Below are 25,363 nucleotides of genomic sequence, written 5' to 3'. Positions count from 1 at the left end.
ATGGCTGTGAAGTCGAAGTCCGACGCCCGCGCGCGTCGTCACGCCCGTCTTCGCAAGAAGATCGTGGGCACCGAGGTGCGTCCGCGCCTCGTCGTCAACCGTTCGGCGCGTCACGTCTTCGTGCAGCTCGTCGACGACAGCAAGGGCCACACGGTCGCCTCGGCCTCCACGCTCGAGACCGACCTGCGTTCGCTGGATGGCGACAAGACCGCCAAGGCCCGCAAGGTCGGCGAGCTCCTCGCCGAGCGCGCGAAGGCCGCAGGCGTTTCCGAGGCAGTGTTCGACCGTGGCGGCAACCGCTACGCGGGTCGTGTCGCCGCCATCGCCGACGGCGCCCGTGAAGGGGGTCTGGCACTGTGAGTGACAACAAGGAGAACGAAGTGACCGAAGCGGCTGCTGCCACTTCCGAGACGGCCGCCGGCACCACGCAGGCTGAGCCCACTCGCGACCAGCGGGACGGCCGCCGCGGCGGACGTGACCGCAACCAGGGCGGCCGCGACCGTAACTCGCGCGACCGCGGCGACAACCAGTTCCTGGAGCGCGTCGTCACCATCAACCGCGTCTCGAAGGTCGTGAAGGGTGGTCGTCGCTTCAGCTTCACCGCTCTCGTGGTCGTCGGCGACGGCAACGGTCTGGTGGGCGTCGGCTACGGCAAGGCCCGTGAGGTCCCCCTGGCGATCTCGAAGGGTGTCGAAGAGGCCAAGCGCAACTTCTTCCGCGTCCCGCGCGTCGGCAGCACCATCCCGCACCCCGTGCAGGGTGAGTCGGCCGCCGGTGTGGTGCTCCTGCGCCCCGCCGCCGCCGGTACCGGTGTCATCGCCGGTGGTCCGGTCCGCGCCGTGCTCGAGTGCGCCGGTATCCACGACGTGCTGTCCAAGTCGCTCGGCTCGTCGAACACGATCAACATCGTGCACGCGACGGTCACCGCCCTGAAGGAGCTCGAGGAGCCCCGCGCCGTCGCCGCACGTCGTGGTCTCGAGTTCGACCAGGTCGCCCCGGCCCGGCTCGTCCGCGCCGAGGCCGAGGCCATCGCCGCACAGAAGGTAGGTGCCTGATGGCCGCGCGACTCAAGGTCACGCAGATCAAGTCCAAGGTGAGCGAGAAGCAGAACCAGCGCGACACGCTGCGCAGCCTCGGTCTCAAGCGGATCGGTGACACCACCGTCCGCCCCGACGACGCGCAGACGCGCGGCTACGTCAAGACCGTCGCCCACCTCGTCAAGGTTGAGGAGATCGACTAATGGCTGAGAAGAACGAGGCCGTCGAGGCCGAGAAGGCCACCAAGAAGGCGGCCGCCCCCAAGGCCGACGCTGCCAAGAAGCCCGCCGCGAAGAAGGCACCGGCCAAGACCGCTGCCGCCGACGCGAAGGCCGACGGCTCCGCCAAGGCCGCGCCGAAGAAGGACGCCCCGGCGTCCCGCCCCGGTGTGCTGAAGGTCCACCACCTGCGTCCCGTCCCGGGTTCCAACACCGCGAAGACCCGTGTCGGTCGCGGTGAGGGCTCGAAGGGCAAGACGGCCGGTCGCGGCACGAAGGGCACCAAGGCCCGCAACACCGTGCGCGTCGGCTTCGAGGGTGGCCAGATGCCGCTGCACATGCGCACGCCGAAGCTGCGCGGCTTCAAGAACCCGTTCCGCGTCGAGTACCAGGTCGTGAACCTGGAGAAGCTCGCGGAGCTCTACCCCCAGGGTGGCGACGTCACCGTGAGCGACCTGGTCGCCAAGGGTGCGGTTCGCAAGAACGAGAAGGTCAAGGTTCTCGGCAACGGCGACATCGCCGTGAAGCTCACCGTCGCGGTCGACAAGGTCTCGGGTTCTGCCGAGCAGAAGATCGTGGCTGCGGGCGGATCCGTCAAGTAACCACTGCGGAAGAGGGGTCGGAGATTCTCCGGCCCCTCTTCTGGTTCGGCGGGGGAGAAGCCGACCGCTCGCATTCCCCGGACCTCGGAGTGGGTTACCCTGGTGTTTCAGCCGCCCCTCGGGGGTTCGGCCACCTTTTCAGGAGGAACGTTCTTGTTTAGCGCCATCGCGCGGATCTTCCGCACGCCCGACCTGCGTCGGAAGATCGGTTTCACTCTCGCGATCATCGCGATCTACCGTCTCGGCTCGAACGTCCCCGCGCCGTTCGTCAACTTCCCGAACGTGGAGCAGTGTCTCGCGGCCAATGCCGGCACCGAGGGTCTGCTCGGACTCGTCAACCTCTTCTCCGGCGGCGCCCTGCTGCAGCTGTCGATCTTCGCGCTCGGCGTCATGCCGTACATCACCGCGACGATCATCACGCAGCTCCTGCGCGTCGTCATCCCGCACTTCGAGGCGCTGCACAAGGAAGGCCAGGCCGGACAGGCCAAGCTGACCCAGTACACGCGGTACCTCACGATCGCCCTCGCGCTCCTGCAGTCGACGACGCTCGTCACCGTCGCCCGCACCGGCCAGCTCTTCGGCACGACCGACATCGGCGCGTGCACCCAGCTCCTCACGAACGACGTCTGGTGGGCGCAGGTGCTCATCATCATGGCGATGACGGCCGGCACCGGTCTGATCATGTGGTTCGCCGAGCTCGTGACCGAGCGGGGCATCGGCAACGGCATGTCGCTGCTGATCTTCACCTCCATCGCCGCGACGTTCCCCGGCGCGATGTCGATCATCTGGCAGACGCGCGGCTTCGAGGTGTTCCTCCTCGTGCTGCTGGTCGGCATCATCGTGATGGGGCTCGTCGTCTTCGTCGAGCAGTCCCAGCGGCGCATCCCCGTCCAGTACGCGAAGCGCATGGTGGGACGCCGGACGTACGGCGGCACGAACACGTACATCCCGATCAAGGTGAACATGGCGGGTGTGATCCCGGTCATCTTCGCCTCGTCGCTGCTGTACATCCCCGCGCTCATCGCCCAGTTCAACACCCCGCAGGACGGCTCGACGCCGCCCGCGTGGGTCAGCTGGGTCAGCGCGAACTTCACCTCCGGCAACAGCCCGATCTACATGGCGGCGTACTTCCTGCTGATCATCGGGTTCACCTACTTCTACGTCGCGATCACGTTCAACCCCGTCGAGGTCGCCGACAACATGAAGAAGTACGGCGGCTTCATCCCCGGGATCCGGGCCGGCCGTCCGACCGCGGAGTACCTGGACTACGTGCTGACCCGCATCACGCTCCCCGGTTCCCTCTACCTGGGCCTGATCGCCCTCATCCCGCTGATCGCCCTCGCCACGGTCGGCGCCAACCAGAACTTCCCGTTCGGTGGCGCGTCGATCCTCATCATCGTCGGCGTGGGTCTCGAGACGGTCAAGCAGATCGACGCCCAGCTGCAGCAGCGACACTACGAAGGACTTCTCCGATGACAGCATCCGCACGTCTTCTCATCGTCGGTCCCCAGGGTTCCGGCAAGGGCACGCAGGGTGTGCGCATCGCCGAGTCCTACGGGATCCCCGTCGTCTCGACGGGCGACATCTTCCGCGCGAACATCAAGGAGGGGACGGCTCTCGGCCAGCAGGTCACGGCCATCCTCGACAAGGGCGACCTCGTTCCGGACGAGCTGACGAGCGAGATCGTGCGCGACCGGCTGAGCCAGGACGACGCGCAGAACGGCTTCCTCCTGGACGGCTACCCCCGCAACACCGCGCAGGTGGCGCACCTGGACGCGTTCCTCGAAGGACGCGGCGAGGCGCTGGACGCGGTGATCCTCCTCGACGTCCCCCGCGAGGAGAGCATCGCCCGTCTCGCGCTCCGGGCCGCCGAGCAGGGGCGCTCCGACGACACGGACGAGGCCATCGCGCACCGACTCGACATCTACGAGAAGGAGACGGCGCCGATCATCGAGGTCTACAGCAGCCGTGGCATCGTCGACCGCATCGACGGTGTGGGCTCCCTCGAGGAGATCACGGAGCGGATCGCCGCCGCCCTAGCCGCTCGCGGGCTGCGTTCCGCCGCCTCCGCCGCCTGAGATGTTCCGCCGCTCGATCTACAAGACCCCGGCTCAGTTGCGAGCCCTGGTCGAGCCCGGCCTCATCACCGCTGAGGCCCTCGACGCCGTCCGCGCCCTCATCAAGCCGGGGGTGAAGACGATCGAGCTCGACGCCGCCGCCAACCGCGCCATCCTGCAGCGGGGGGCGGAGTCGAACTTCCAGCTCGTCAAGGGCTACCACCACACCATCTGCGTCTCGGTCAACGAGCAGGTCGTGCACGGCATCCCGGGGGAGAGGGTCCTCCAGCCCGGCGACATCGTCTCGGTCGACTGCGGCGCCCAGTTCGAGGGGTGGAACGGCGACAGCGCGATCACGGTCGTCGTCCCCGACCCCGAGCGCCCGGAGCTCGTCGCGCGCCGCGAGGAGCTCTCCCGCGTGACCGAGGGATCGATGTGGGCCGGCATCGCCGCGATGGCCACGGCGTCGTCGATCGACGAGATCGGCGCCGCCATCCAGGACTACATCGAGGCGCAGGGGCCGTCCGCCGTGAGCGGTGAGCCCTACGGGATCCTCCGCGAGTACGTCGGTCACGGCATCGGGCGGAAGATGCACGAGGCGCCCAGCGTCTTCAACTACCGGACACCCGACCGCGGCGCGGACGTGAAGCCCGGGCTCGTGCTCGCCATCGAGCCCATGGTCACCGCCGGCGGCGAGGCGACGTTCGTGGAGGACGACGACTGGACCGTCACGACGGTCGACGGCACTGACGGCTCACATTGGGAACATAGCGTCGCCCTGCATGATGGGGGCATCTGGGTGCTCACCGCGCCCGATGGTGGAAGAGCCGGACTCGCCCCGTTCGGGGTCGAGCCTCGAGAGATCGGAAAGTAATGGCAGCGGCGAAGAGCAACACCAACTGGTTCGCGATCGGCGTCTCCATCGCCGTCGTCGTGGTCCTGGTGGCCCTCGGCGGACTCGTGGTGTTCCTCAACAACCAGGCGACCTCTCCCGGCGCCACTCCGACCGCCAGCGACAACTTCGACGCCGAGGCAGGCTCCGTCTCCATGGGCGACGGCGACACCACCGTGTCGGTCTTCCTCGACTTCCAGTGCCCTGTCTGCAAGTCCTTCGAGGACCAGTTCGGCGCCGCCCTCGAGGCCAAGGCGCAGAGCGGGGAGATCACCCTCGAGCAGCACCCCATCGCGATCCTCGACCGCTTCTCGCAGGGAACCGAGTTCTCCTCCCGCTCGGCCGGCGCCGCGTTCTGCGTCGCCGAGTCCGACTCCGACCTCTACTTCGACTACGCGAAGGTGCTGTTCGAGAACCAGCCGGCGGAGAACAGCCCCGGCCTCACGAACGAGCAGCTCGCCGAGTTCGCCACCCAGGTCGGCGCGGGCGACGACGTCGTGTCCTGCATCACGGACGAGACGTACCGCAAGTTCGGTGCCGCGCAGGCGAAGGCGAACGATATCCAGGGCACGCCGACCGTCGAGATCGACGGCGAGCGGCTCGACCTGCAGAACCAGGAAGACATGAAGCGGTTCACCGACCTGCTCGGCTGACACCCGCGATCCCGCTCGACGCCCCGTTCGGCCAAGTTGCCGGATGGGGCGTCGTCGGATAACATAGATCTTTGGTGCCTTGTGCCATGCGTTCGGCGTGTCCGATCCGGCCCGGTACCGCTCACCACCCACCCACCGCAGATCGACCGGTCTGCAGAAGCGTCAGCGAGGCTATGGCTAAGAAAGACGGTGTCATCGAGATCGAGGGCGTCGTGTCGGAGGCTCTGCCCAACGCGATGTTCCGCGTTGAGCTCAGCAACGGACACAAGGTTCTGGCAACGATCTCCGGAAAGATGCGGCAGAACTACATCCGCATCATCCCCGAGGACCGCGTGGTCGTGGAGCTCAGCCCCTACGACCTGACCCGCGGCCGCATCGTCTACCGCTACCGCTGATCGGTCGAGAAGTAACACCCCAGGCTTCCCGCCTGCCCGGTGAAGACAGCGAACAGGAAACATCATGAAGGTCAACCCCAGCGTCAAGCCGATCTGCGACCACTGCAAGGTGATCCGCCGCCACGGCCGCGTCATGGTGATCTGCAAGAGCAACCCGCGCCACAAGCAGCGCCAGGGCTGAGCCCCCGCTGCGTGAGCGCCGCTCTCGCAATCTCATAACTCAATACGACACGGCAGGATCAGACGCTTCGACAGGCTCAGCGACCGGGTAACCGGCGGAGCCGTGGGGGCTGACACCTCGGGACGGAGGCCCGGGCACCGATCCTGCTCCACACCTCCACAACACCCAGGAGAACCGCATGGCACGTCTTGCCGGCGTTGACATCCCGCGCGACAAGCGCGTGGTGATCGCCCTTACCTACATCTACGGCGTCGGCCGTACCCGCTCGGTCGAGATCCTCAAGGCGACCGACATCGACGAGAGCATCCGCGTGAAGGACCTCAGCGACGACCAGCTCGTCGCTCTCCGCGACTACATCGAAGGCAACTACAAGGTGGAGGGTGACCTGCGCCGCGAGGTGGCCGCAGACATCCGCCGCAAGGTCGAGATCGGCTCCTACGAGGGCCTCCGCCACCGTCGTGGCCTCCCGGTCCGCGGTCAGCGCACCAAGACCAACGCCCGTACCCGCAAGGGCCCGAAGCGCACCGTCGCCGGCAAGAAGAAGGCCCGCTAAGCAGCGGCCAGGGACTAGGAGAACACTTTCATGGCTGCACCCAAGGCCGCCGCGCGCAAGCCGCGCCGCAAGGAAAAGAAGAACATCGCGCTGGGCCAGGCCCACATCAAGTCGACGTTCAACAACACCATCGTTTCGATCACCGACCCGTCCGGCGCCGTCATCGCCTGGGCCTCGTCGGGTGGCGTGGGCTTCAAGGGCTCCCGCAAGTCGACCCCCTACGCCGCCGGCATGGCAGCGGAGTCCGCTGCCCGCCAGGCTGCAGAGCACGGCGTGAAGAAGGTCGACGTCCTCGTGAAGGGTCCGGGCTCCGGCCGCGAGACCGCGATCCGCTCGCTGCAGGCCGCCGGCCTCGAGGTGGGTTCGATCCAGGACGTCACCCCGCAGGCGCACAACGGCTGCCGCCCGCCGAAGCGCCGCCGCGTCTGATGCGTGTGCCGAGCCGCTCGTCCTTCGGGTCGAGCGGCTCGGCGCCCCGCGTGGGGCATCGACTTCCACAACTCAAGACCTCACCCCACCACATGTCATATAGCGGGCATGTGATCGAAAGGAACACAGAGTGCTTATTGCACAGCGTCCCACACTGACCGAGGAAAAGATCGTCGAGAACCGGAGCCGGTTCATCATCGAGCCTCTGGAGCCCGGCTTCGGCTACACGATCGGCAACGCGCTGCGTCGCAGCCTGCTGTCGTCGATCCCCGGCGCCGCTGTCACCAGCGTCCGCATCGACGGTGTGCTGCACGAGTTCAGCACGATCCCCGGCGTGAAGGAGGATGTCACCGAGATCATCCTCAACATCAAGCAGCTGGTCGTCTCCAGCGAGCGCGACGAGCCCATCACCGCGTACCTCCGCAAGACCGGTGCCGGTGAAGTGACCGCCGCCGACATCTCGGCTCCGGCCGGTGTCGAGGTGCACAACCCCGAGCTCGTCATCGCGACGCTCAACGACACCGCCAAGTTCGAGCTCGAGCTCACCATCGAGCGCGGCCGTGGCTACGTCTCCGCGACGCAGAACCGCAACGAGTACGCCGAGGCCGGTCAGATCCCGATCGACTCGATCTACTCGCCCGTGCTCAAGGTCAGCTACCGCGTCGACGCCACGCGTGCCGGTGAGCGCACCGACTTCGACAAGCTCATCCTCGACGTCGAGACCAAGTCGGCGATCAGCCCCCGCGACGCCGTCGCCTCGGCTGCCAAGACGCTCACCGAGCTGTTCGGTCTCGCCCGCGAGCTGAACGTCGAGGCCGAGGGCATCGAGATCGGCCCGGCGCCGGTGGAGGCTGTGAACTCCAGCGAGCTGTCGATGCCGATCGAGGACCTCGACCTGTCGGTCCGCTCGTACAACTGCCTGAAGCGTGAGGGCATCAACACCGTTTCTGAGCTCGTCGCCCTGTCGGAGACGCAGCTCATGAACATCCGCAATTTCGGCCAGAAGTCGGTCGACGAGGTGCGCGACAAGCTCATCTCGCTCGGTCTGTCGCTCAAGGATTCGGTGCCCGGTTTCGACGGCGCCCACTTCTACGGCGGCAGCGAAGACGAGTCCTTCTGATACCCGACCCTTTCTGACCAGGAGTTAGACGATTATGCCCAAGCCCACCAAGGGTCCCCGCCTCGGAGGCGGCCCCGCCCACGAGCGCCTGCTGCTTGCCAACCTCGCCGCTGCGCTGTACACCCACAAGTCGATCAAGACGACCGAGACGAAGGCCAAGCGCCTGCGTCCGCTCGCCGAGCGCCTCATCACCTTCGCCAAGCGCGGAGACCTCCACGCCCGCCGTCGCGTGCTGTCGGTCATCGGTGACAAGGAAGTCGTGCACGTCCTGTTCAACGAGATCGCTCCGCTCGTCGCGGACCGCGAGGGTGGCTACACGCGCATCACCAAGGTCGGCAACCGCAAGGGCGACAACGCTCCCATGGCCGTGATCGAGCTCGTCCTCGAGCCCGTCACCCCGAAGGCGAAGTCGGCCAAGAAGGCCGCCGCGGCTCCGAAGGACGAGAAGCCTGCTGCCGAGGAGGCTCCCGCCGAGGAGACCGTCGAGGCTCCCGCGGACGAGACCGCTGCCGACGACACGGCTGCCGAGGCCGGCGCCGAGTCGCAGGCCGAGGGCGAGGCCGCTGAGGCCGCCGCCGAGGACGCTGTCGAGAAGAAGTCCGAGTAGGGACTGCTCTCCCACGAAGCCCGCCGCCCCTCTCGGGGTGGCGGGCTTCGTCGTTCAGCGGGGATCGGTGATCCGATAGCGCGCTCCGGGGCGCCCCTTGGTCGAGTAGTCCAAAGACCGCACGGCCTGGCCTGTGGCGGCGAGGTGCTCGAGATAGCGACGGGCGCTGACGCGGGAGATGGCGAGGTCGTCCCCGATCTCGGTCGCCGAGGCATCCGGTCGGGCGGCGAGGGCGGCGGAGACCCGCTCCAGGGTCTCGGCACTCAGCCCCTTCGGCAACCCGTACCGCTCCCGGAAGGCGATGATCGCGTCGGCCGCCTCGACCCGGCGTACGACGTCGTGCAGCTCGGTGTGGTCGCGGAGCAGGAGCGTCGCCCCCACGTCGGCGGAACCGTTCCCGGAGGCGGTGCTGCGGGCGACGAGCACATGCGAGCCGACGATGACGGGGCGTCCCGCGGCCTCGCCCTCGCGGAGCACCGTGCTGAGCTCCTCCCCGAGGACCTCGTCCGCGGGAGCGCCGTCGAGATCGGCGGCGTCGCGGCCGAGGAAGCGCGCGGCCGCGTCGTTGACGAGGGTGATGCGACCGGCGCCGTCCACCGTGACGACGCCTTCGCTCAACCCGTGCAGGGTCGTCTCCTGGTTCTTGACCAGGGCCGCGATCTGGTGCGGCTCGAGGCGGTAGATGCGGCGACGGATGAACGACGTCACCCATGCGGCCCCGAAGACCCCGAGGACCGCCGCGACGAGCATGGCGGAGATGAGACCCACGAGGTTGCTGGTGAACTCCTCGTTCAGCTCGGACTCCAGGATGCCGACGGACGCGGTGCCGATCACCGCGCCGTCCTCGTCGCGGATGGGCACCTTCACCCGCCACGAGGTCCCGAGCGTACCGGTCTGCGTGCCGACGAATATCTCGCCGCCGAGTGGGATCGACGGGTCGGTGGACACCCGCTCGCCGATGCGGTCGCTGTTCGGATGCGAGTACCGGATGCCCTCGTCGTTGGCGACCACGACGTACGCGAGGTCGGAGGCCTCGCGGATGACCTCGGCGACCGGCTGGATGGCGGCGGCCGGATCCTCGTCGTCGAACGCATCGAGGACGACCGGGAGAGCAGCGACGGACTGGGCGACCGCCTGCATGCGGTCTTTGTAGGCCTCGCGAAGCGCGTTCTCCTGGAACGCCCCGGCGGCGATCCCGGTGCCGAGGGTCACCAGGAACACGATCAGCGCCTGCAGCGCGAGCAGCTGCACACGGAGCGTCATCTTCGAGGCCACGGATCCATTCTCCCGGGTGGGTGGACGGGCCGCGAGCCGGCGACGGAGCTGTTCGCGACCAATAGTTACGGAACGCGACCAATGGTTTCCGAAGCTTGAGCGGGCGCATCCGCACCTCGACAGTGGACGGATTGCACCCGAACGCTCAAGGAGGAGCGCCATGAATCACGCCCGTATCGGGACCCTCGCCGCGGCAGTCGCCGCGACCGCCCTCGTCCTCACCTCGTGCTCGACCGCCGACGGCGGAACGGCCGGCTCCGACGGCGGTGACGACGCGGTCGCCATCACCGACGTCAACATCGTCGTCCCCGCCGACCCGGGCGGCGGCTGGGACCAGACCGGCCGCGCCCTCTCGCAGCTGCTCACCCAGGAGGACATCGTCGGCTCGGCGCCCGTCACCAACGTCGGCGGCGCCGGAGGCACGGTCGGGCTCGCGCAGCTCGCCAACGAGAAGGACCCGGCGACCCTCATGGTCATGGGCCTCGTGATGGTGGGCGCGGTGGAGACCAATGCCTCCGCCGTCCGCATCGAGGACATGACCCCGATCGCCCGACTCACCGACGAGCCCCTCGTCGTGGTCGTCCCCGCGGACTCCGAGTACGACACCCTGGAGGACCTCGTCGAGGACGTCGTGGACAAGGGCCAGGAGGTCACGATCACGGGCGGTTCCGCCGGGGGAGCCGACCACATCCTCGCCGGGCTGCTGCTCGAGGAGGCGGGACTCGACGGCGCGGAGATCGCCGAGAAGCTGAACTACACGCCCAACTCGGGCGGCGGCGAGGCCACCTCGCTGATCCTGGGCGGCAAGGTCTCGGCGGGCATCTCCGGCGTGGGCGAGTTCCTGCAGCACATCGAGGCCGGCACCATGAAGGCCCTCGCCGTCTCGTCGGAGGAGCCGGTCACGCAGCTGCCGGACGTCGACACGATCACCGACTCCGGGTACGACGTCGTGCTCACCAACTGGCGCGGCGTGATCGCCCCGGGCGGGATCAGCGACGCGGAGCGTTCGGAGCTCGAGCGCCTCGTCACCGAGCTGGAGGCGTCGGACGCCTGGAAGGACGAGCTGGAGACCCGGGGCTGGGCGGACGCGTTCCTCACCGGCGCGGAGTTCGACGAGTTCCTCGACGGCAACATCGCCGAGGTCACCACGACGCTGCAGAACATCGGGCTGGTCGGCTGAGATGACGACCGGGTCTTCCGGACCCGGCGAGGAGGTGCGGACCGACGGCCGTCGGTCCGCACGTCTCGTCGCGTCCCTGCCGCGGGGGGAGCTCGTCTTCGCCCTGCTTATGGTGGCCCTCGGCGTGTTCGCGTTCGCCGGGGTCTTCACCATCCATGTGCCCGCGGGTGGCCAGGTCGGCCCGACGGTCTTCCCGCTGTTCGTCTCGATCCTGCTGCTCGGCTCCTCCCTCGCCGTCGTGGTGAGCATCCTCCGGGGCCACCGGGGCGTGCCGGAGGAGGGGGAGGACGTCGATCAGAGCCTGCCGACCGACTGGCTCACGCTCGTGAAGATCGTGGCGCTCGTGGTCGCTCATCTGCTCCTCATCGAGCCGCTCGGCTGGGCCCCGGCGGCGGCGCTGCTGTTCGGCGGCGTCGCGTGGGCGCTCGGCGCCCGCCGGTGGTGGATGGCGCTCCTCATCGGCGCCATCCTCGCGCTCGTCGTGCAGGTCGTGTTCGGTGGTCTGCTCGGGCTGTCGCTCCCGTGGGGACCGGCGCTCGGCTGGCTGGGAAGGATGTTCTGATGGACAGCTGGAGTCTGCTCCTCGAGGGGTTCGCGACCGCGCTGCAGCCCCAGTACCTCGTGTTCGCCTTCTTCGGCGTGCTGATCGGCACCGCCGTGGGCGTGCTCCCCGGCATCGGGCCGGCGATGACCGTCGCCCTGCTGCTTCCCCTCACCTACACGCTGGAACCGGCCGCGGCACTCATCACCTTCGCGGGGATCTACTACGGCGGCATGTACGGCGGGTCGACCACGAGCATCCTGCTGAACACCCCGGGGGAGTCGTCGTCGATCGTGACGGCGATCGAGGGCAACAAGATGGCCAAGCTCGGCCGGGGCGCAGCGGCCCTGGCCACCGCGGCGCTCGGGTCGTTCGTCGCCGGGACCCTCGCCACCGTGGGCCTGACGCTGCTCGCCCCGGTGCTCGCGCAGTTCGCCGTGAATCTCGGGCCCGCCGACTACGTGGCCCTCATCGTCGTCGCCTTCGTGACGGTCGGTGCGCTGATGGGGTCCTCCGTGCCGCGCGGCCTGCTGTCGCTCGGCGTCGGCCTGTTCCTCGGCCTGGTCGGCACCGACTGGCTCTCGGGCCAGCAGCGGTACACGCTCGGCCTGCTGCCCCTGGCGGACGGCATAGACGTGGTGCTCGTGGCAGTGGGGCTCTTCGCGGTCGGCGAGACGCTGTACGTCGCGGCCCGCCTGCGGCACGGCGCGATCGACGTGATCCCCGTGTCGCGCGGGTGGCGCAGCTGGATGACGAAGGACGACTGGCGTCGCTCGTGGAAGCCCTGGCTCCGCGGCACGGCCATCGGCTTCCCGATCGGCACGATCCCCGCCGGCGGTGCGGACGTGGCGACCTTCCTGTCCTACGCGACCGAGCGCAAGCTCTCGCGCCGCAAGGACGAGTTCGGCCGTGGGGCCATCGAAGGCGTCGCGGGCCCGGAGTCGGCGAACAACGCGGCCGCCGCGGGCGTGCTCGTGCCCCTGCTCACGCTCGGGCTGCCGACGACGGCGACGGCGGCGATCATCCTCACGGCGTTCCAGACGTACGGTCTGCAACCCGGGCCGCAGCTGTTCACCGGACAGGCGGACCTCGTCTGGGCGCTGGTGGCGAGCCTCTACATCGGCAACGTGATCCTCCTCGTGCTGAACCTGCCGCTGGTGGGCATGTGGGTGAAGCTCCTGCAGATCCCGCGCCCGTATCTGTACGCGGGCATCCTCCTGTTCGCCGCCTTCGGCGCGTACGCGCTGAACTTCGCGGTCGTCGACATCCTGATCCTGCTGATCATCGGCGTCCTCGGCTACTTCCTGCGGCGGTACGGGTTCCCGGTGGCACCGCTGGTGGTGGGCATGATCCTCGGGCCGATGGGGGAGGAGCAGCTGCGGCGCGCGCTGCAGCTCAGCCAGGGCGACCTGACGACGCTCATCGCGCAGCCGTTCTCCGCGGTCGCCTACGTGATCCTCGCGCTGCTCATCGCCGGCGGGCTGTGGCTGCGGCGCCGGCAGCGCCGGTACGAGCAGGCGCTCACGGAGTCCATCGCGGTGCCCGTCAAGGCGGACTCGGAGGTCTGACCCGGCACGATTCGAGCGGGGGAGAGGCCGGGAGTAGGCTGATCCGGTGAACGATGCGACGGTCCTGAAACGCGGGCCCCGCGCCTACGCGGCATTCATCGGCATCGGCCTTCTCGCCGGCCTCCTCTCCGGTCTCTTCGGCGTCGGCGGGGGCACGGTCATCGTCCCGCTGCTGGTGCTCCTGCTCGCATTCGACCAGCGGCTGGCGGCCGGGACGTCGCTGGCGGCGATCGTCCCGACGGCGGCGGTCGGCGTCATCTCCTACGCGGCGTCGGGCTCCGTCGCCTGGATCCCGGCGCTGATCCTCGCCGCCGGGGCCGTGGTCGGCGCGCAGATCGGCACCCGCCTGCTCCCGCGGATCTCGCAGACCGCTCTCCGCTGGGGCTTCGTCGGCTTCCTCGTCGTCGTGATCGTGAGCCTCTTCCTCGTGATCCCCTCGCGCGACGCCGTCTTCGAGCTCACCTGGCTCACCGGGATCGCCCTGGTGGTCGTGGGAATCGGCACCGGCGTCCTGGCCGGGCTCATCGGCGTGGGCGGCGGCGTCATCGTCGTCCCGGTACTCATGCTCGCGTTCGGCACGAGCGACCTCGTCGCGAAGGGCACCTCGCTGCTCATGATGATCCCCACCGCGCTCTCCGGCACGGTCGGCAACCTCCGCAACCGCAACGTCGACCTCCTGGCCGCGCTGCTCATCGGCGTCTCGGCGTGCACCACCACGGCGCTCGGCGCCTGGCTGGCGACCATCGTCGATCCGACCGTCGGTAACCTCCTCTTCGCCGCGTATCTCGTCGTGATCGCGGTGCAGATGGCACTCAAGGCCATCCGCGGGCGTCGGCGCGGCTGAAGCTGCGGCCGCCGTTCCTGCGGCGCGAGCCGACCGCTGAAGCGCGGCAGGCCCGTCCCTTTCCTGACTCGCGCGAACGATTTCCGCCGCGCCTCTTTACAGGCGTCGCTGCGGTCGCTATCGTCAGTCATCACATGACGTCATATAACGAGTCATGATGTTTGATCGAAGGTCATCAGAAGGGACCATCTTGTCTGCCACCGCTCTGTTCGTCGACTCCGCCGCTATCGAGAACCAGCTCGCTGCGGCCCGCCAGGCGATCGCGACCCGAGACACCATCTCGCGCGTCGTGCTCACCGCCTGCGGCGGCTCCTTTGCCGTCATGCAGCCCATCGAGTACCTGTTCGGCACCAAGGCGGTGTCGCTCGAGGCGACCGCACTCAATGCTGCCGAGTTCACCAGCCGCGCCTCGTCGCGGGTCGACGCCGACACCCTCGTCGTACTCTGCTCGCACTCCGGCACCACGCCGGAGACGGTCGCCGCGGCGAAGCATGCACGCGAGCGCGGTGCGCTCACGGTCGCCTTCACGTTCGACCCGACGTCGCCGCTCGCCGCGGCATCGGAGCACGTGGTGGCATATCAGCACGGCGAGGGGAAGAGCGAGGCCTACGTCGGTCCCGCGCTGCTGCTGCGCCTGGCGGCCGGCATCCTGGACGACCGCGAACAGGCCGGTATCGCCAGTGTCGTAGACGAGGCCGTTGCCCAGCTGCCGACCCTCGTGCCGGCCGCGCGCGAGGCGCACTCCGCTGCCGCCGATGCCTGGGGGTACCGCCACCGTCGCGAGCCCCTGATCTACACGATGGCGGCAGGCTCCAACTACGGCTCCGCCTACTCGTTCGCCATCTGCCTGCTGCAGGAGATGCAGTGGGTGCACTCCGCCGCCATCCACGCCGGTGAGTACTTCCACGGCCCCTTCGAGATCACCGAGGAGGATGTGCCGTTCATCGCCCTGCTCGGACTCGACGAGACGCGGGCCGTCGAGCAGCGCGCGGTGGACTTCGTCACGAAGCACTCGGACCGGGCGCTCGTCCTCGACGCCCAGGAGTTCGGCCTGGACGTCGTCGCTCCGGAGGTGCGCGGCATCTTCGCCCACCTCCTCTTCAACGTCGTGCTCCGCGCGTACGCGGATGCACTCGCCGACCACCGAGGACACCCCCTCAGCGTGCGCCGCTACATGTGGCGCATGGAGTACTAGGAACGAAAGGATCGCAACGATGCGAACATCAGCCCGGATCGGCGTGGCGGCTGCGGCCGCCGCGGCCCTCGTCCTGCCCCTGGCCTCGTGCGCCGGAGGCGAGAGCGAGGCGTCGGACGGCCAGGTGGAGATTAGCTTCTTCCACCGCTGGCCCAACGAGCCGAAGAACTCGTACTACAACGACATGGTGGCGGAGTTCGAGAAGGAGAACCCCGACATCAAGGTCTCCGTCGAGAGCGTGCTCAACGACGCCTACAAGGACAAGGTGAAGGTCGTCGCGGGCTCCGCCAACGCTCCCGACGTCCTGTTCACCTGGAGCGGTTCGTTCGTGGACGAGCTCGTCTCCAATGACGCCCTGCTCGATCTCGGGCCGTGGCTCGAGGAGGACACGGACTTCCGCGACAGCTTCTACCCGAGCCAGCTGGAAGCCTTCGAGGTGGACGGCACCTCCTACGGTCTGCCGGTGGGGATGCAGTCGAAGCTGTTCTTCTACAACAAAGACGTGTTCGAGGAGCTGGGTCTCGAGCCGCCGGCGACGTGGGACGAGTTCATCGACGTCCTGGAGACGATCCAGGACGCCGGCATGACCCCGATCGAGTACGGTGCGCAGGAGCAGTGGACGATCGCGCACTACGTCGGCACGCTGAATCAGCGTGTCGTCGATCCGGAGGTGTTCGCAGCGGATCAGGATCCGGCGACCGGCGCGTTCACGGACGAGGGGTATGTCCGGGCGCTGGAGCGCTTCCAGGAACTCGCCGAGTACATGAACGACGACCTCACGGCCGTCGGTCATGAGATCGCGCGTAACGCCTGGATCGCGGGGGAGGCGCCGATCATGTACATGCAGAGCGCCGAGGTGGGGTACTTCGGCGACGCGCAGTTCGAGTACGGCACGTTCAACTTCCCTGCGGTCGAGGGAGGCAAGGGCGATCCGGCGGAGCTGACCGGGGCACCGGAGGGCTTCGCGATCTCGAAGACCACGGAGCACCCCGAGGAGGCGCAGCGGTTCCTCGAGTTCCTGCTCAGCAAGCAGAGCGGTATCGCCTATGCGGAACGCGCGGGCGAGCTGAGCCCGGTCAAGGGGGCCGTGGAGGAGGCCGACGTGCCCGAGATCTCACGGGAGCTCGCCCAGGGGATCGTCGACGCCTCGGCGATGACGACCTGGCTCGACAACGCCTACGATCCGCAGATCGTGCAGGCGTACCTGTCCGAGACTCAGCTGATGCTCAGCGGCCAGCAGACCCCCGAGGGGGTCATGGCCGCCGTGCAGGAAGCCGCGAAGCGCGTGCGCGACGCCTCCTGATCCGCACTGGGGCCGCCGGCATCCTCGGCCGGCGGCCCCTCCCACCTTTCGGAAGAGACACCGTGATGAGAACACGCTCTCGAGCCTGGTCGAACCTGCTTTACGTGCTTCCCGCGATCATCCTGATCGGGGTGTTCGTGTACTACCCGCTGGTCGCCAATGCGGCCTTCGGCTTCTTCTCCTTCAGCGCCGGCAGCGGCGAGATGCGCTTCGTCGGCCTCGACAACTTCGCGCGGCTCTTCGGTGATCCGATCATCGCGACGGCCCTGGGCAACAACATCCTGTACGCGATCGTCTCGATCGTGTGCCAAGTGGGTGGCGCCCTCGTGATCGCCGCCTGGCTGACCCGGCTGCTCGGTGCGCGCATGGGCGCATTCCTGCGCAGCGTGTACTTCCTGCCCGCCGTGATCTCGATGACCGTGATCGCGCTGCTGTTCACGTTCGTGTACAACGCCCGCGGCGGACTCCTCAACGCTCTGCTGGAGGCGATCGGACTCGGCAGCCTGCAGACGGCGTGGCTCGCCGATGTCGATACGGCGATGGGAGCGGTCATCGGCGTCTCCCAGTGGCAGAGCATCGGCTACGTCTGCATGCTCTACGTCGTCGCACTGCAGCAGATCCCGGAGGAGTACTACGAAGCCGCGTCGCTGGACGGCGCCGGACGGGTTCGCCAGTTCTTCAGCATCACCGTCCCGCAGGCCAAGGAGATGATCTTCGTCGCGATGATCCTCACCGTCTCCGGCGCTTTCACGGTGTTCAACGAGCCTTACATCCTGACCAAGGGCGGTCCGGGAAACACCACCCAGGTCCTCGCGACCTATATGTACAACCAGGGTTTCTTCCAGAACGAGATGGGCTACGCCTCGGCGATCGCGAGCCTGATCTTCGTGATCACGCTCGTGCTGTCCGTCGTGCAGATGGTCTCGTTCCGAAGCGGGAGGCAATGACATGAACAGTACCCGGCTTCGTCCGGCGGAGCGTATCCGCCGTGCCCCGGTCCAGGTGATTCTGGCCGTCTACGCCGTCGTGATCGCCTACCCCCTGCTCTGGATGGTGATCTCTTCGTTCAAGTCCTCATCCGAGATCTTCGCCGATCCGTGGGGGCTGCCGTCGGTCTGGCTCGTCCAGAACTATGCCGCCGCCTGGGATCGCGGGATCTCCGACTACTTCCTCAACTCCGTCGTCGTCACGGTCATCTCCACCGCCGCGACCGTCGCACTCGCGGCGCTGTGCGCCTACGGCATGGTGAGGCTGTCGAGCCGCGTGGCGAACGTCGTACTGATCGTGGCGATGGGCGGGCTGGTGGTGGCACCGCAGGTGAGCCTCATCCCGCTCTACCGCCTTCTCGACACGATGGGACTGCTGAACACGTACTGGGCGATGATCCTCCCTTATGTGGCGTTCCGTCTGCCGATGGCGATCCTGCTCATCCGTTCGGTCTTCCTCGGCATCCCCCGCGAGCTCGAGGACGCCGCGACCATCGACGGCTGCCGCTCGTTCGGCGTCTTCCGGCACGTCTACCTGCCGCTGAGCGCGTCCGTGCTGACGACCGCCGCCGTCCTCACCGGTTACTTCGCCTGGAATGAGTTCCTCTTCGCGATCGTCTACATCGATGCTGATGCGCTCCGCACCATCCCCGCGGGACTCATGTCGTTCCGCGACTCCCTCTCCACGGAGTGGGGTGTGCTCCTGGCAGGATTGACCATCGCGGCCCTGCCCATCGTGGTGGTGTTCCTCGCGCTGCAGCGGTACTTCGTCGCCGGCGTCGCGGCGGGGAGTGTGAAGGGATGACGATGGATACGGATCAGCTCCGGGATGCGCTCGCCGCGGTCCCACCGCCCTCGCTGGTCGGCGTCGGGGACAACGTGCTCGACTGCTATCTGCATGAGGACCTGGCCTACCCCGGGGGCAACGCCCTGAACGTCGCCGTGTACAGCCGGCTCTTCTTCGGCGGCACAGCCGGATTCGTCGGGATCATGGGAGACGACCGCTTCGCGGACCACGTGCGGGGCGTCCTCGACGAGGTCGGAGTGGACGGCGCCCGCATCAGACGCGTGCGCGGCGCGAACGGCATGGCTTTCGTCGCGTTGGACGAGGACGGCGACCGGCGCTTCGTCGCCTCGAACCGCGGGGGAGTCCAGGCCGAGCTGCGGCTGCGTTTGAGCGAGGCCGATCATGAGTACCTCTCCGGCTTCGACCGCGTGCATACCTCGGTCTACTCGTCGTTGGAGCCGGAGCTTCCGGCCATCGCGGAACGGGGGAGCCGCGTGTCGTACGACTATTCCGACGACGCGTCGCCGGACGTGATCCGGGCGACAGCTCCGCACGTCGACGTGGGGTTCTTCTCCGGAGGCCACCGCAGTGATTCCGAGATCGACGCCCTCGGCCGCTTCGCCGTGGCCTGCGGTATGGGGTCGGCCGTGGTGACACGGGGTGCCCGCGGCTCTGTCGGCTTCGACGCCACTTCCGTGCGGCGCACCGGTATCCGCGAGGTCGACGCCGTCGATGCGCTCGGCGCCGGGGACGCCTTCCTCACCGGGTTCCTCGCGGCGCGGGCGGGCGGGGCCGATCTCGCCGAAAGCCTCGATATCGCCGCCGTCAGCGGAGCGCTCGCCTGCACGTTGCGCGGGGCGTTCGGATACCCTGTGCATGCGGGGGACGACGCACGCGCGCAGATGCTGCGACGATACCCGGCGCCGTAGAGGAGGACTCCGACGTGACTCAGCTGTCGTCAGCCGTCGGTTCGACCCCGCTGCACGAACAGGTGCGAAGCCTGCTGATGCGGGAGATCGACGCCGGGACCTATGCCGAAGGCGAGCGGCTTCCGTCCGAACCCGAGCTGTGCGAGCGCTTCGGTGTCAGCCGGATCACCGTGCGGCGGGCGGTGGCCGACCTCGAGGGCCTCGGCATCGTGCGTCGGCAGCAGGGCCGTGGGACCTTCGTCGCTCCGCGACGCGAGGTGATCGGCGCCATGACCCTCGGTGGCTTCGCGGACACCGTGGTGGCAGACGGGGTCAAGTCCCGACGCATCATGCGCGCCGAGACGACCCCCGCCGACGAGAAGCGCGCGCGCCGCCTCGGCGTCCCCGTCGGCGACCCGGTGTTCCGGTTGGTACGCGTCTTCGCTCTCGACGGCATCCCGCTCTCCATCGATGACAGCCGGTATTCTCTGACGCGCTTCCCGGATTTCGATCGGCACATCGACCACGACACCTCCACGTATCAGGTGCTCCGCGACGTGTACGGCGTCGAGTTCTCGGAGATGTACCGCGAGATCGACGTCGGCTTCACCACCGCGCAGACCGCGGAGTGGCTGGCCCGTCCGGAGCATGATCCGCTCATCGTCGTCCGGAAGCGCGCACTCGACCGGGCTGGTGAGGTCGTTCACACGTCACGGGTGAAGGTCGTTCCGAGTCGGATGACGCTGAACATGGTGGTTCGCTCCCAGGGGTGAGGCCCGCCCGGGTCTCGCGATGCCGCATATCGTCCGGGTTTCCGCCGGCCCCGCCCGGACCGGACTGTCGGCGTGCCTCGGTAGGATCGACGGGTGGCAGTGAACCAAGAACTCGTCGGCCGGGAGTTCCCGCCGACCGCCCCCTACCTCGTCGGGCGGGAGAAGGTGCGCGAGTTCGCGCGCGCCGTCTTCGCCGACGCCCCCCAGCACACCGACGTCGAGGCCGCCCGTGCGGCGGGCTTCGCCGACGTCGTCGCGCCGCCGACCTTCGCGATGGTCCTGCAGGACCTCACGCTGCAGCAGCTGCTGGCCGAGCCGGATTCCGGCATCGTCCTGGCGCGGACGATCCACGCCGAGCAGCGGTTCCGCTACACCAGGCCGATCGTCGCGGGAGACGAGCTGACGGCGCAGTTGCGCGTCACCGGCATCCGCATGATGGGCGGCAACGCCATGATCACGAGCGAGGCCGAGATCACCGACGACGGGGGCGCGCACGTCGTCACCGCCACCAGCGTGCTGCTCGTCGGCGCCGAGGAGGAGGCCGCATGAGCGCGTTCACCGTGGGAGACGTGCTGGCCGAGCGCACCGTGCATCTGACGAGGGAATCGCTCGTCCGCTACGCCGGCGCCTCCGGAGACTTCAACCCGATCCACTACCGCGACGACGTCGCCGCTGCGGTGGGCCTGCCCGGCGTGCTCGCGCACGGCATGCTGACCATGGGCATCGCCTCGTCGGTGGTCGTGGCCGCGCTCGACCCGCAGACCCGGATCCTCGACTACGGCGTGCGCTTCACCAAGCCCGTGGTGGTCGATCCCGAGACCGGTGCCGACGTGCACGTCGTCGCGACGGTCGGCGCGGTGGACGAGGAGTCCGCACGCATCGACCTGAAGGTCACGGCGGGCGACACCACCGTGCTCGTCAAGGCGCAGCTGCGCGTCGCCGTCCGATGAGCGACGTCGATCCGATCCGCCTGGCCGAGCTCACGACGCTCCGCACCGGCGCCGCCCCCGCGCACATGCGCGAGGCGGCGACGACCCCGGAGCTCGTCACGGTCCTCCGGGAGACCTGGGCGGAGGGCGACCCCTGGCTGGTGCTCGGAGGCGGCTCGAACCTCTTCGTGGGTGACGAGCCGTTCGAGGGCACCGTCATCCGCATCCGCACGAGCGGCATCGAAGAGCTCCCGTCCCCGCACGCCGGCCGCATCCGCCTGCGCGCGCAGGCCGGACACGGCTGGGACGACCTGGTCTCGTACGCGGTAGAGCAGGGCTACGCCGGGCTCGAAGCCATGAGCGGCATCCCCGGCACGGTCGGCGCCGCGCCTGTGCAGAACATCGGCGCCTACGGGCAGGAGATCCAGGAGACCCTCGTCGAGGTCGAGCTGATGGACGAGGACTCGGGCGAGATCTCCACCGTTCCGGCGACGGAGCTCGGGCTCGGATTCCGCACCTCGGTGCTCAAGCACCATCACGGGAGCGAGCCGCAGCGCCGGGCCGTGATCCTGTCCGTCACGGTCGATCTGCTGGTCGCCCGCGAACGCGTGGTCCGGGGGGAGCAGCTGCGACGCGCTCTCGGGCTGACCGACGACACCCCGGTGCCGCTGGCGTGGGTGCGCGAGCGCATCCTCGCCACGCGCGCATCGAAGGGCATGCTGCTCGACGCGGACGATCCGGACACGCACGGGGTCGGCTCCTTCTTCCAGAACGCGATCGTCACGGCCGCCCAGGCCCGGTCCCTCCCGCCGGAGTGCCCGCGCTGGCCGGTCGCCCCCGACCTCGACGCCGTGACCGTCATCCCCCTCGCCTCGTACGACGGACACGTGCCGCCGACGAAGACCGAGGCCCCCGACGTGAAGGTGAGTGCCGCCTGGCTCATCGAGCAGGCCGGCATCCGCAAGGGGTTCAAGCTGCCCCGCTCGCGGGCTTCCGTCTCGACCAAGCACGCGCTGGCCCTCACCAACAGAGGTGGCGCCACGGCGGCCGAGGTCGCCGAGCTCGCCCGCTTCATTCAGAACCGCGTGCATGCCGAGTTCGGTCTGGTGCTGCAGCCGGAACCCGTGCTGGTGGGCGTCGACCTGTGACGAAGGTCGAGCGGGTGTCGCGGACGCAGGCCGTCGTGGACGGACTGCTCGACGCCATCATCGCGGGTCGGCTCGAGGCCGGACAGCCGCTGCCTCCCGAGGGGGAGCTGGCGGAGCAGTTCGGGGTCTCCCGCCTCACGATGCGCGAGGGCGTCCGTCTCCTGCAGGCGCAGGGCGTGATCGTCGCGGTACCAGGCACCCGGCACCGCATCGCGCCGACCGACGAGTGGACAGGCCTCGACGCGGTCGTCCGGCACGCCCAGAGCGCGGGTGCTCGGGAGCGCTCGTCGTTGGAGATGCTCGAGATGCGCATGATGTTCGAGACCGGGGCGGCCGAGTTCGCGGCAGGGCGGCGCACCGAGGAGCACCTCGCCGAGATGGCCGCGCTCCTCGAGGAGATGCAGGCGGCGCACGAGCGGGCCGACGTGGATGCCTTCGTGGCCGCGGACCTCGCCTTCCACGACGTGATCATCCGCGCGGCGGAGAACCGCATCCTCGTCGCCTCGATGCGCCCCCTGACGACGATGCTGCAGGCGACCCGCAGCGAGACCAGTGCGATTCCGGACATCCGCGAGCACGCGCTGGCCGAGCACGCGGCGGTGCTGGAGGCGATGCGGACCGGGTCCGGCGCAGCCGCCCGCCAGGCCATGCGCAGCCACATGCGCCAGACCCGCGACGACCTGCTGCACTACGTCCACGGTCGCTGACCGCGCGGCCCCCATCGGTTTGGAGCCGGAGTGATCGTGGGGTACGCTCATCGTTATCTGATATCGGATAACGATGCAGATCCCCGGTCCGTGGCCCCCACCACGGACCCTCTCCGGAACGAAGGAGTTCGTGTGCACATCGACGACCTGCTGGCCCCCCTGCCCGCACCCGTCGCCGTCACCGCGGCGGATGTCCGTGCCGAGGTCGACCCCACCGACGTGCTCCTCGTCCTCGACGACGACCCGACCGGCACGCAGTCGGTCGCGAACCTCCCCGTCCTCACCCGATGGGAGCGCGCCGACCTGGACGAGGCCCTCGCGACGGGCGCCGCCGCCGTGTACGTGCTCACGAACACCCGGTCCCTCGACGAGGACGCCGCCGCCGCCCGCAACCGCGAGATCGTCGACGTGGCCCTCGCCGCCGCGGACGCCCAGGGGAGGCGCGTGACCTTCGTCTCCCGGGGCGACTCGACGCTGCGCGGCCACTTCCCGCTCGAGACCGACGTCCTCTCCGCGGAGATCGGATCCCGCACCGGCCACGCCCCCGCGCTGACGCTGCTCGTGCCCGCGTTCCCCGACGCCGGCCGCATCACGGTCGACTCCGTGCACTACTGGGTCACCGACGGAGAGGCCACCCCGGTCGGCGAGACGCCCTTCGCGGCGGATGCGACCTTCGGCTACGCCTCCTCCGATCTGCGCGCGTGGGTCGCCGAGAAGACGGGCGGACGCATCCCGGCATCGGCGGTCGCGGGTCTCGACATCCGCACCATCCGCGCCGGAGTGGACGCCGTGGCCGGCTTCCTCGAGGCGCTGCCCGACGGCACGGTCGTCGCGGTCGACGTGGTCGAGGAATCGGACATGCGCGTCGTCGCGCTCGCGCTGCACCGCCTGCGGGACCGCGACGTGCTCCTCCGCGTCGGCCCGCCCTACGTGCGCGCGCACATCGGACAGGAGATCGCCGAGCCGGTCCGCGCAGAGGACATCCCGTTCGCGCATGACCGCGGTGGTCTCGTGGTCGTCGGAAGCCACGTGCCGCTGACCACCGCCCAGCTCGAAGCTCTCACGACGGCACGGCCGAACACCCGCACGATCGAGCTCGACGTGCGCGCCCTCATCGGCTCCGAGCGCGAGACCCACCTCGAAGCGCAGGCGCACGCCGTCGCCGAGGCGCTCGCCACGGGTACCGTGATCGTGCACACCACCCGCGAACTCGTCACCGGGGCCGACGGCGACGAGAGCCTCGCGATCGCCCGCCGCATCTCCAGCGGCGTGGTCGAGCTCGTGCGCCGGGTGCTCGCCATCGCTCCGCCCCGTTTCGTCATCGCGAAGGGCGGCATCACATCGAGCGACGTCGCCAGCGAGGCGCTGGAGATCCGCCGTGCCACCGTGCTCGGCCCCATGCTGCCCGGCCTCGTCTCGCTCTGGCAGCCGGAGACCGGACCCGCGGTCGGCATCCCGTACGTCGTGTTCGCCGGCAACGTCGGCGACGCGACCTCCCTCGTCACGGTCGTCGCCACCCTCGCAGGCGACGATGGAAACAACCCGGAAGGACACTCATGACATCCACCGTCGCTGTCATCGGACTCGGCGCCATGGGGCTGCCGATGGCCACCCGCCTCGCCGAGCGCTTCGCCGTGCGCGGCTTCGACATCGCCGCCGAACGCATCGCCCTCGCCGCGGAAGCCGGGGTCACGCCGGCCTCCTCGGCGGCGGACGCCGTGGACGGCGCGGATGCGGTGCTGGTCGCCGTCCGCACCGGCGCGCAGCTCGAGGCGCTGCTCTTCGGCGAGGACGGACTCGCTCCCCACCTCGCCGACGGCGCCGTCGTGATCCTCACCAGCACGGTGGGCACGGACGGCATCGACGCGATCGCCGCACAGCTCGCCGCGCACGGTGCGCAGCTCGTCGATGCCCCGCTCTCCGGCGGACCGGTCCGTGCAGGGGAGGGCGACCTCCTCATCGTCGTCGGCGCCACGCCGAGTGCTCTGGAGACGGCACGCCCCGTGCTCGACCAGCTCGCCTCCACGCTGTCCATCGTCGGCGACAAACCCGGCGACGGCCAGGCGCTGAAGACCGTCAACCAGCTCCTCTGCGGCGTGCACATCGCCGCGGCCGCGGAAGCGCTCGCGCTCGCCGACGCCCTCGGGCTGGACCGCGCCCGCACGCTGGACGCGCTGACGGCCGGTGCCGCGAACTCCTTCATGCTCGGCAACCGCGGTCCGCGCGCCCTGCAGGCCTACGACGAGGACGGCGCCGAGGTGCTCAGCCGCCTCGACATCTTCGTCAAGGACCTCGGCATCGTCGGCGACGCCGCCCGCCGTGCGCACCTGTCCACGCCGGTCGCCGCCGCGGCCGAGCAGCTGTTCCTCCTCGGCGAAGCGCAGGGCCTCGGCGCCCTGGACGACTCCGCCGTCATCCGCGTCGTCGCACCCGAACGACTGTCCTGAGCGCGACGTCGCGCCCTCACTGAAAGAA

General features: G+C 69.0%; 31 protein-coding genes. 30 read left to right on the top strand and 1 reads right to left on the bottom strand.

Translation table 11 applies throughout. The features are described from left to right. The 14 genes from rplR to rplQ all read left to right on the top strand — a co-directional run bounded on the left by rplR (position 1) and on the right by rplQ (position 8,744). Entirely contained in the window at positions 1 to 360 is a 360-nt protein-coding gene (gene rplR, locus ACIQID_RS15355; RefSeq protein ID WP_025102394.1) for a 50S ribosomal protein L18, read from the top strand. 20 nt (positions 361 to 380) lie between these two features. Further along, positions 381 to 1,055, top strand: coding sequence for a 30S ribosomal protein S5 (gene rpsE, locus ACIQID_RS15350; protein WP_200838869.1), 675 nt, complete (start codon positions 381 to 383; stop codon positions 1,053 to 1,055). Then, positions 1,055 to 1,240, top strand: a complete 186-nt coding sequence (rpmD, locus tag ACIQID_RS15345) for a 50S ribosomal protein L30 (RefSeq protein ID WP_017201575.1) — start codon at positions 1,055 to 1,057, stop codon at positions 1,238 to 1,240. The genes rpsE and rpmD overlap by 1 nt, the downstream gene beginning before the upstream one ends. Further along, positions 1,240 to 1,857, top strand: a complete 618-nt coding sequence (gene rplO, locus ACIQID_RS15340; RefSeq protein WP_312675627.1) for a 50S ribosomal protein L15 — start codon at positions 1,240 to 1,242, stop codon at positions 1,855 to 1,857. The genes rpmD and rplO overlap by 1 nt, the downstream gene beginning before the upstream one ends. Positions 1,858 to 2,010: 153 nt before the next feature. Further along, positions 2,011 to 3,333 (top strand): preprotein translocase subunit SecY, encoded by a 1,323-nt coding sequence (gene secY, locus ACIQID_RS15335; protein ID WP_312675625.1) that lies wholly within the window; start codon positions 2,011 to 2,013, stop codon positions 3,331 to 3,333. Further along, the gene (locus ACIQID_RS15330; RefSeq protein ID WP_312675623.1) at positions 3,330 to 3,935 is read left to right on the top strand and encodes an adenylate kinase; all 606 of its coding nucleotides are present in this window, start codon (positions 3,330 to 3,332) and stop codon (positions 3,933 to 3,935) included. The genes secY and ACIQID_RS15330 overlap by 4 nt, the downstream gene beginning before the upstream one ends. A gap of 1 nt (position 3,936) precedes the next feature. Next, positions 3,937 to 4,788 carry a type I methionyl aminopeptidase gene (gene map, locus ACIQID_RS15325; protein WP_312675621.1) on the top strand — a complete coding sequence of 284 codons (852 nt, stop codon included), beginning with the start codon at positions 3,937 to 3,939 and terminating at the stop codon, positions 4,786 to 4,788. Further along, positions 4,788 to 5,459 (top strand): thioredoxin domain-containing protein, encoded by a 672-nt coding sequence (locus tag ACIQID_RS15320; protein ID WP_312675620.1) that lies wholly within the window; start codon positions 4,788 to 4,790, stop codon positions 5,457 to 5,459. Before map ends, ACIQID_RS15320 begins: the two co-directional genes overlap by 1 nt. A gap of 173 nt (positions 5,460 to 5,632) precedes the next feature. Next, positions 5,633 to 5,854, top strand: a complete 222-nt coding sequence (gene infA, locus ACIQID_RS15315) for a translation initiation factor IF-1 (RefSeq protein ID WP_018171468.1) — start codon at positions 5,633 to 5,635, stop codon at positions 5,852 to 5,854. A 64-nt stretch (positions 5,855 to 5,918) separates the two neighbouring features. Further along, positions 5,919 to 6,035: a 50S ribosomal protein L36 gene (gene rpmJ / locus ACIQID_RS15310; protein ID WP_005050492.1), complete on the top strand. Its 117-nt coding sequence runs from the start codon at positions 5,919 to 5,921 to the stop codon at positions 6,033 to 6,035. A 178-nt stretch (positions 6,036 to 6,213) separates the two neighbouring features. Continuing rightward, positions 6,214 to 6,588, top strand: a complete 375-nt coding sequence (rpsM, locus tag ACIQID_RS15305; protein WP_062632862.1) for a 30S ribosomal protein S13 — start codon at positions 6,214 to 6,216, stop codon at positions 6,586 to 6,588. Between the two features lie 30 nt (positions 6,589 to 6,618). Beyond that, positions 6,619 to 7,017, top strand: coding sequence for a 30S ribosomal protein S11 (gene rpsK, locus ACIQID_RS15300; protein WP_017829189.1), 399 nt, complete (start codon positions 6,619 to 6,621; stop codon positions 7,015 to 7,017). 130 nt (positions 7,018 to 7,147) lie between these two features. Next, positions 7,148 to 8,137, top strand: coding sequence for a DNA-directed RNA polymerase subunit alpha (locus ACIQID_RS15295; protein ID WP_025102386.1), 990 nt, complete (start codon positions 7,148 to 7,150; stop codon positions 8,135 to 8,137). 34 nt (positions 8,138 to 8,171) lie between these two features. After that, positions 8,172 to 8,744 carry a 50S ribosomal protein L17 gene (rplQ, locus tag ACIQID_RS15290; RefSeq protein WP_312675618.1) on the top strand — a complete coding sequence of 191 codons (573 nt, stop codon included), beginning with the start codon at positions 8,172 to 8,174 and terminating at the stop codon, positions 8,742 to 8,744. Between the two features lie 54 nt (positions 8,745 to 8,798). Here rplQ and ACIQID_RS15285 read toward each other — a convergent pair whose 3' ends face one another. Next, on the bottom strand, positions 8,799 to 10,019 hold the full coding sequence (locus ACIQID_RS15285) for a PAS domain-containing protein (protein ID WP_312675617.1): 1,221 nt from the start codon (positions 10,017 to 10,019) through the stop codon (positions 8,799 to 8,801). A gap of 160 nt (positions 10,020 to 10,179) precedes the next feature. Between ACIQID_RS15285 and ACIQID_RS15280 the strand changes: the two genes are divergently transcribed. The 16 genes from ACIQID_RS15280 (at position 10,180) to ACIQID_RS15205 (ending at position 25,335) form a co-directional block, all read left to right on the top strand. Beyond that, positions 10,180 to 11,199, top strand: a complete 1,020-nt coding sequence (locus ACIQID_RS15280; RefSeq protein WP_312675616.1) for a tripartite tricarboxylate transporter substrate-binding protein — start codon at positions 10,180 to 10,182, stop codon at positions 11,197 to 11,199. Position 11,200: 1 nt separating this feature from the next. Then, positions 11,201 to 11,761 carry a tripartite tricarboxylate transporter TctB family protein gene (locus tag ACIQID_RS15275; protein ID WP_331202032.1) on the top strand — a complete coding sequence of 187 codons (561 nt, stop codon included), beginning with the start codon at positions 11,201 to 11,203 and terminating at the stop codon, positions 11,759 to 11,761. Beyond that, the gene (locus ACIQID_RS15270) at positions 11,761 to 13,308 is read left to right on the top strand and encodes a tripartite tricarboxylate transporter permease (RefSeq protein ID WP_085606370.1); all 1,548 of its coding nucleotides are present in this window, start codon (positions 11,761 to 11,763) and stop codon (positions 13,306 to 13,308) included. The genes ACIQID_RS15275 and ACIQID_RS15270 overlap by 1 nt, the downstream gene beginning before the upstream one ends. 46 nt (positions 13,309 to 13,354) lie before the next feature. Continuing rightward, positions 13,355 to 14,152, top strand: coding sequence for a sulfite exporter TauE/SafE family protein (locus ACIQID_RS15265; RefSeq protein ID WP_331202030.1), 798 nt, complete (start codon positions 13,355 to 13,357; stop codon positions 14,150 to 14,152). A gap of 190 nt (positions 14,153 to 14,342) precedes the next feature. Then, positions 14,343 to 15,347, top strand: a complete 1,005-nt coding sequence (locus tag ACIQID_RS15260; protein WP_400286656.1) for an SIS domain-containing protein — start codon at positions 14,343 to 14,345, stop codon at positions 15,345 to 15,347. Positions 15,348 to 15,366: 19 nt separating this feature from the next. Further along, positions 15,367 to 16,650 carry an extracellular solute-binding protein gene (locus tag ACIQID_RS15255; protein ID WP_400286653.1) on the top strand — a complete coding sequence of 428 codons (1,284 nt, stop codon included), beginning with the start codon at positions 15,367 to 15,369 and terminating at the stop codon, positions 16,648 to 16,650. A gap of 65 nt (positions 16,651 to 16,715) precedes the next feature. Beyond that, positions 16,716 to 17,597 carry a carbohydrate ABC transporter permease gene (locus tag ACIQID_RS15250; protein ID WP_400286650.1) on the top strand — a complete coding sequence of 294 codons (882 nt, stop codon included), beginning with the start codon at positions 16,716 to 16,718 and terminating at the stop codon, positions 17,595 to 17,597. A 1-nt stretch (position 17,598) separates the two neighbouring features. Next, positions 17,599 to 18,441 (top strand): carbohydrate ABC transporter permease, encoded by an 843-nt coding sequence (locus tag ACIQID_RS15245; protein WP_312675609.1) that lies wholly within the window; start codon positions 17,599 to 17,601, stop codon positions 18,439 to 18,441. Beyond that, positions 18,438 to 19,352, top strand: a complete 915-nt coding sequence (locus tag ACIQID_RS15240; protein ID WP_400286646.1) for a PfkB family carbohydrate kinase — start codon at positions 18,438 to 18,440, stop codon at positions 19,350 to 19,352. The genes ACIQID_RS15245 and ACIQID_RS15240 overlap by 4 nt, the downstream gene beginning before the upstream one ends. 14 nt (positions 19,353 to 19,366) lie before the next feature. Next, complete coding sequence (locus ACIQID_RS15235; protein WP_025102374.1) at positions 19,367 to 20,104, top strand: GntR family transcriptional regulator; 738 nt, start codon at positions 19,367 to 19,369, stop codon at positions 20,102 to 20,104. 93 nt (positions 20,105 to 20,197) lie between these two features. Next, on the top strand, positions 20,198 to 20,653 hold the full coding sequence (locus ACIQID_RS15230; protein ID WP_062632842.1) for a MaoC family dehydratase N-terminal domain-containing protein: 456 nt from the start codon (positions 20,198 to 20,200) through the stop codon (positions 20,651 to 20,653). After that, positions 20,650 to 21,054, top strand: coding sequence for a MaoC/PaaZ C-terminal domain-containing protein (locus ACIQID_RS15225; protein ID WP_312675604.1), 405 nt, complete (start codon positions 20,650 to 20,652; stop codon positions 21,052 to 21,054). Before ACIQID_RS15230 ends, ACIQID_RS15225 begins: the two co-directional genes overlap by 4 nt. Beyond that, positions 21,051 to 22,181 (top strand): UDP-N-acetylmuramate dehydrogenase, encoded by a 1,131-nt coding sequence (locus tag ACIQID_RS15220; RefSeq protein ID WP_400286641.1) that lies wholly within the window; start codon positions 21,051 to 21,053, stop codon positions 22,179 to 22,181. Before ACIQID_RS15225 ends, ACIQID_RS15220 begins: the two co-directional genes overlap by 4 nt. Then, positions 22,178 to 22,888: a FadR/GntR family transcriptional regulator gene (locus ACIQID_RS15215; protein WP_312675600.1), complete on the top strand. Its 711-nt coding sequence runs from the start codon at positions 22,178 to 22,180 to the stop codon at positions 22,886 to 22,888. The genes ACIQID_RS15220 and ACIQID_RS15215 overlap by 4 nt, the downstream gene beginning before the upstream one ends. Before the next feature lie 132 nt (positions 22,889 to 23,020). Further along, positions 23,021 to 24,448, top strand: a complete 1,428-nt coding sequence (locus ACIQID_RS15210; protein WP_400286637.1) for a four-carbon acid sugar kinase family protein — start codon at positions 23,021 to 23,023, stop codon at positions 24,446 to 24,448. Beyond that, positions 24,445 to 25,335, top strand: a complete 891-nt coding sequence (locus ACIQID_RS15205; RefSeq protein ID WP_312675598.1) for an NAD(P)-dependent oxidoreductase — start codon at positions 24,445 to 24,447, stop codon at positions 25,333 to 25,335. The genes ACIQID_RS15210 and ACIQID_RS15205 overlap by 4 nt, the downstream gene beginning before the upstream one ends. Positions 25,336 to 25,363: the final 28 nt, after the last annotated feature.

The sequence above is a fragment of the Microbacterium sp. NPDC091676 genome (assembly GCF_044756645.1).
Lineage (GTDB): Bacteria > Actinomycetota > Actinomycetes > Actinomycetales > Microbacteriaceae > Microbacterium > Microbacterium paraoxydans_D.
Note: the sequence above shows the minus strand (reverse complement) of the source record. Positions and strands in the feature narration are given on the sequence as shown.